5 protein-coding genes are annotated in these 6131 nt (G+C 68.7%); 1 reads left to right on the top strand and 4 read right to left on the bottom strand.

All coding sequences use genetic code 11. The features are described 5' to 3' along the window. Positions 1–34 precede the first annotated feature (34 nt). From yjfF to UG56_RS10625, 4 genes are all read right to left on the bottom strand, one after another. Positions 35–1030 (bottom strand): galactofuranose ABC transporter, permease protein YjfF, encoded by a 996-nt coding sequence (gene yjfF, locus UG56_RS10640; protein WP_045547340.1) that lies wholly within the window; start codon positions 1028–1030, stop codon positions 35–37. After that, positions 1027–2103, bottom strand: coding sequence for an ABC transporter permease (locus tag UG56_RS10635; protein ID WP_045547339.1), 1077 nt, complete (start codon positions 2101–2103; stop codon positions 1027–1029). The genes yjfF and UG56_RS10635 overlap by 4 nt, the downstream gene beginning before the upstream one ends. Beyond that, entirely contained in the window at positions 2096–3670 is a 1575-nt protein-coding gene (locus UG56_RS10630) for a sugar ABC transporter ATP-binding protein (protein ID WP_045547338.1), read from the bottom strand. Before UG56_RS10630 ends, UG56_RS10635 begins: the two co-directional genes overlap by 8 nt. Positions 3671–3800: 130 nt before the next feature. Beyond that, entirely contained in the window at positions 3801–4778 is a 978-nt protein-coding gene (locus UG56_RS10625; protein WP_218145186.1) for an ABC transporter substrate-binding protein, read from the bottom strand. Between the two features lie 334 nt (positions 4779–5112). Between UG56_RS10625 and UG56_RS10620 the strand changes: the two genes are divergently transcribed. Beyond that, positions 5113–6024: a DNA glycosylase AlkZ-like family protein gene (locus tag UG56_RS10620; RefSeq protein WP_084100886.1), complete on the top strand. Its 912-nt coding sequence runs from the start codon at positions 5113–5115 to the stop codon at positions 6022–6024. Positions 6025–6131 lie beyond the last annotated feature (107 nt).

Here is a 6131-nt window from a genome sequence, read left to right as displayed (position 1 = left end):
AAGAACACAGCACCCGACAGGCCGGAAACCCGCCCTAGCGCCGAGTCAACACCCGCTGCGCGACGACGAAGACCAGCACCAGAACCCCGATCGAAATCCTGGTCCACCACGACGACAGCGTCCCGTCGAACGAGATGAACGTCTGGATCGTCCCGAGCACGAGCACCCCGAGCAGCGACCCGATCACGAACCCGCGGCCGCCGGTGAGCAGCGTGCCGCCGATGACGACGGCGGCGATCGCGTCGAGCTCCATCCCGACCGCGTGCAAGGAGTAGCCCGAGAGCGTGTAGAGCGCGAACAGCAGTCCGCCCAGCGCCGCGCACAGCCCGCTGATCGCGTACACCCCGACCTTGGTCGCCGCCACCGGCAACCCCATCAGCAGCGCCGACGGCTCGCTGCCGCCGAGCGCGTAGACGGTGCGGCCGAAGCGTGTCGAGGAGAGGACGTACGCAGCGATCGCGACGATCACCAGAGCGAAGACGGCCGTCCAGCCGAGGTAGTAGCCACCAGGCAGGGTGATCGAGCCGAACGCGATGGCCGAGAAGGTCTCGTCCTTGATCGGGATCGAGTCGACGCTGATCAGGTAGCAGAGCCCGCGGGCCAGGAACATGCCGGCCAGGGTCGCGATGAACGGCTGGATGTCGAAGTAGTGGATCAGCAGCCCCATCGCGGTGCCGAGCAGGGACCCGGCCACGAGCACGACCGCGATCACCGCGACCACCGGCCAGCCGAGCTCGAGCGTCCTCGCCGCGATCAGCGTCGAGAGCGCCACGTTGGAGCCGACCGAGAGATCGATCCCGCCGGTGAGGATCACGAACGTCATCCCCACCGCGAGCACGATCAGGAACGCGTTGTCGAGCAGCAGGGTCAGGAAGACCTGCGGGTCGGCGAATCCTTCGTAGCGGAGCCCGCCGACCCCGAACATGCCGATGAACAGGGCGAACGTACCGAGCACCGGAAGATAGCGCCGCGGCGGGCTGAACCGCCCGACCCGGGCCAGGAGCCCTTCCTCAGCAACCGTGACACTCATGCGACCGCCTCCTCGCGGCTCGGGGTGCTCGGGCCGGTCGGCGTGCGGTCACCACGCCGCTGCAGCACCGCCCGCGCCTTCGGCGACTGCAGCAGGCACACGATCACCACTACCAGCGCCTTGAACAGATAGTTGGCCTCGGCCGGGATGCCGATGTTCGGGATGGTCCGGGTGAGGGTGGCGATCAGCATCGCCCCGACCAGGGTGCCGGTCAGCGAGAAGCGGCCGCCGGCCAGCGACGTGCCTCCGATGACGACGGCCAGGATCGCGTCCAGCTCGATCCACAGCCCGAGGCTGTTGGCGTTCACCGAGTGGGTGTTGGCGGCGATGATCAGGCCGGCCGTCCCGGCACACAGCGCCGCGAAGACGTACACGGTCCAGATGATCGTCCTCGACCTCACCCCCACCAGCCGGCTCGCCTCCGGGTTGATCCCGACCGACTCGATGAGCAGGCCGAGTGCGGTGCGGCGTACGACGACCTGGGTGGCCGCGAAGACGCCGAGCGCGATCAGCGCGGCGACCGGGAGGGTGAGCAGGTGACCCGAGGCCAGCGCGGCGAACGTGTCGTTGTTGACCGTGGTGATCTGGCCACCGGTCACCAGCATCGCGATCCCGCGGCCGGCGACCATCAGGACCAGCGTGGCGATGATCGGCTGGATACCGACCACCGAGACCAGGAAGCCGTTCCACAGCCCCAGCGCGACGGAGACCGCGAGCCCCATCGTGATCGCCACGACGGCCGTGGCCGCGGCGCCGTCGGCCGGGCTCTTGACGATGTAGACGCAGGCGACCGCACCCGCGATCGCCGCGACCGCCCCTACGGAGAGGTCGATCCCGCGCGTCGCGATGACCAGCGTCATCCCGATCGCAACCAGCAGCACCGGGGCACCGTTGCGCACGATGTCGACGAGGCTGCCGAAGAGGTGACCGTCCTGGATGCGTACGTTGAAGAACGTCGGGGTCGCGATCAGGTTGACCACCAGCAGCGCGCCGAGCGCGACCAGCGGCCAGAAGAGGTGGTGGGCCATCGCGCGGGCCCCGAGCGCCTTGCCCTTGCTGACTGTCTCAGGCATCTGCCCGCTCCTTCTCGGCCAGGCCACCGCGTTCGCCGGTGATGATCTCGAGTACGTCGTTGACGTCGATGCCCCGGTTGGGCCGCTCGGCGATCTTGCGACGGTCCTTGAGGACCACCAGCCGGTGGCTCAGCCGCAGCACCTCCTCGAGCTCGGCGGAGATGAACACCACGCTCATCCCCTTCTCGGCGAGGTCGGCGACGAGCTGCTGGATCTGGGTCTTGGCACCGATGTCGATGCCACGGGTGGGCTCGTCGAGAAGGAGTACGTCCGGCTCCGTGATCAGCCAGCGCGCCAGCAGGACCTTCTGCTGATTGCCACCGGACAGGCTTCGCATCGGCAGACTAGGGTCGGCGGGCCGGATGTCGAGAGCGGTCATGAACTCCCCGACCAGCTTGTCGCGAGTCGAGGTCGGGATCGGCCGGAGCCACCCTCGGCTGGCCTGCAGCCCGAGCAGCATGTTGTCGGCCACGGAGAGCTCCTCGAAGACTCCCTCGGCCTTGCGGTCCTCGCTGCAGAAGGCGAGCTTGCGGTCGATCGCGTGCCGGGGGCTCCGGAGCCTGCGGCGGCTCGAACCCCTGACCGTGAGCTCCCCGGTGTCGGGGGCGTCGGCGCCGAAGAGCAGCCGAGCCAGCTCCGTACGCCCCGAGCCGAGCAGGCCGGCGATGCCGACGACCTCCCCGGCGTACAGGTTCAGGTCGGTGGCCTCGAGGCTCCCCTTCCGCCCCAACCCGACCGCGCTCAGCACCGGGAGACGCTGCTCGGCGGGCGCGTCGTCCGCGGCCTCCTGCACGGCATGGTCGAGCCGGTCGAGGACCTGGAGATCGCGGCCGATCATCAGCTGCACCAGCTCGAGCTGCGTGGTCTCCGCGACCAGCCGCTCGCCCACCACGCGACCGTTGCGCAGGATCGTCATCCGGTCGGAGATCTCGAAGACCTGGTCGAGGAAATGGGAGACGAAGACGATGGCCGTGCCCTGGTCACGCAGCCTGTGCATCACCTCGAAGAGCCTGGCCACCTCGTCGGCGTCGAGGCTGGAGGTGGGCTCGTCGAGGATCAGCACCCGGGCATCGGTGTCGACGGCGCGCGCGATCGCGACCAGCTGCTGCACGGCGATCGGATGGCCGCCGAGCTCGGAGCCCGGATCGATGTCGATGCCCAGGGCCAGGAGCGAGGTCGCCGCTCGCCGGTTCATCTCACGCCGGTCGATCCGCCCGAGCCGGCGCGGCTCGCGGCCGAGGAGCATGTTCTCGGCCACGGTGAGGTTGGGCACCAGGTTGACCTCCTGGTAGACCGTGCTGATCCCGGCGTGCTGCGCCGCCGCCGGGGTGGCGAACTGCGTCTCGACCCCGGCGATCTCCACCCGGCCGGAGTCGATCGTGTAGACGCCCGTCAGCGCCTTGATCAGCGTCGACTTCCCCGCCCCGTTCTCCCCCATGAGCGCGTGCACCTCCCCCGGGAGGAGACGAAGCGAGACGCCGTCGAGCGCTCGCACCGCCCCGAACGTGATGGAGACGTCGAGCATCTCCACCACCGGTTCGGGTGACTTCACTTCTGCCTGACTCATGTCGTGCTGGCTCCTGGGGGCGGCTGCGGCTGGTCGGATGCTCACCGAGGTCACTCGGTGGGCGCGCGCTTCCTTCGCGGAGTTCCGCGAGGGAAGCGGCGCCTCGCCGAGGTACCTCGGTCAGCGGGCGTCAGTACTTCCGGTCGGGCAGCGCCTCAGCGGCCTGCTCCGGGGTGAAGGTGGTCTCCTCGGTGACGATGCGGTCGGGGACCTCCTCGCCGGCAGCGACCTTCTTGGCGACGTCCATCAGCTGCGGTCCGAGCAGCGGGCTGCACTCGACGATGTAGTTGATCTCGCCGGCGGCGAGTGCGGTCATGCCGTCCTTGACCGCGTCGACGGTGATGATCTTGATGTCGGTGCCGGGCTTCTTGCCGGCTGCCTTGATCGCCTCGATCGCGCCCAGGCCCATGTCGTCGTTGTGCGCGTAGACGACGTCGATCTTCGGGTTGGACTGCAGGAAGGCCTCCATGACCTGCTTGCCGCCGTCACGAGTGAAGTCACCGGTCTGGGAGGCCGTGATCTTGATCTTGGAGTCCGCGGAGATCTTGTCCTCGAACCCCTTCTTGCGGTCGATCGCCGGAGCCGATCCGGTGGTGCCCTGGAGCTCGACGACGTTGATCGCGCCGTCCTTGTCGACGTCGGAGGCGTCGGCGTTGTCGACCAGCCACTGCCCTGCCTTCTCACCCTCCTCGACGAAGTCGGAGCCGATGAAGGTGACGTAGAGCGAGGTGTCCTCGGTGTCCACGGCCCGGTCGGTCAGCACCACGGGGATCTTGGCGCGCTTGGCCTCCTGGAGCACCGCGTCCCAGCCGGTCTCGACGACCGGGCTGAACGCGATCACGTCCACCTTCTGCTGGATGTAGGACCGGATCGACTTGATCTGGTTCTCCTGCTTCTGCTGCGCATCCGAGAACTTCAGGTCGATCCCGGCCTCCTTGGCCGACTCCTGGATCGAGGTGGTGTTGGCGGTGCGCCAGCCGCTCTCCGCCCCGACCTGGGCGAAGCCCATCGTGATCGAGCCGTCGTCGGCGCCTTCGCTGCTACCGCACGCGCTGAGCGACATCCCGCCGACGGCGAGCGCACACAGGGCGATGAGGGTCTTCTTCACGGTCGTCCTCCAGGGGTTCCACTGCTGCGGCGGCCAGTGTGACCGTCGTCACGATGCGCTCAAGTGTGAGCGTTAACATTCGCGCGGTCAAGCGGAATCGGAAGATCGGTTCGAATCGGCAGCAGGTCGTCCGGAACTCCCCCTAATGTGGCGACCATGACGCTCACCCTGGCCCCGGAACAGGCCCGCCGGATCGCGGTCCGCGCCCAGCTCCTCGACGCGCGCCGGCCCGTCTCGCTGGTGGCGACCGTCGACCAGCTGACGCTTCTGCAGATCGACCCGACCAGGGCGATCGCGCCGAGCGCCGATCTGGTGGCGTGGTCACGGTTGGGGGATGCGTACGACCATTCGGATCTCACCTTCGCGCTCGAGCAGGAGCGTTCGCTGGTGGAGTTCTCCAGCTTCATCTTTCCCATGGACGAGATCGAGACCGTCCTCGCCCTCTCCCCCGGCCGGATCCACCCCGGCCGTCGAGTGGGTCGAGGCCAACAAGCGATTCCGTACGCAGATCCTCGATCGTCTGCGAGCCGACGGCCCGCTCGTGGCCGGCGAGATCGAGGACGCCTCGGAGGTGCCCTGGGCGTCGTCCGGCTGGACCAACGACAAGAACGTCCTGCGCATGATCGAGCTGCTCAACCGGATGGGCGAGGTCGCCGTCGCGGGGCGGCGCGGCAAGCTGCGCACCTGGGACCTGGCCGAGCGCGTCTACCCACCCGACCTGCGACTGCCCTCGCCCGCGGAGGCGCTGAAGGTCGAGACGGTGCGCCGGCTGGCGTCGCTCGGGATCGCCCGTCCGGGACGGAAGGACTCCTCGGGCGGTGAGGTGCTCGGCGCCGGGGACGCCGGCGTCCCGTGCACCGTGACGGGCGTCGACGGCGAGTGGCGGGTCGACCCCGAGGCGCTGGCCGCCCTCGAGGACGAGTTCGCCCCGCGTACGGCCCTGCTCTCCCCCTTCGACCGTCTCGTCTACGACCGCGACCGGGCGCTGGACCTGTTCGGGTTCGACTACGTGCTGGAGATGTACAAGCCGGCGGCCAAGCGACGATGGGGCTACTTCGCGCTGCCGATCCTGCACGGGGAGCGGCTGGTCGGGAAGCTCGACGCCAAGGTCGACCACAAGTCGGGGCTTCTGAACGTCTTCGCCGTCCACGAGGACTTCCCCTGGACGGCGGAGATCGGCGACGCGGTGGAGGCCGAGATCGAGGCGCTGGCCGGCTGGCTGGGCGTCGAGATCGTCCGTCCCTGACCGAGCCGCGGACCAGACCCGAAATCTGGGCAACGACCCGAATCGCTCTTCTCCGGCCCTTCCTGCGCGCTTACTGTGTGGGCGAAGGGGTCGGAAATCGATCAGAG

It is taken from the genome of Nocardioides luteus (assembly GCF_000960475.2).
GTDB lineage: Bacteria > Actinomycetota > Actinomycetes > Propionibacteriales > Nocardioidaceae > Nocardioides > Nocardioides luteus_A.
The sequence above is the reverse complement of the archived record's forward strand: the minus strand, read 5'-3'. Positions and strand labels throughout refer to the sequence as shown.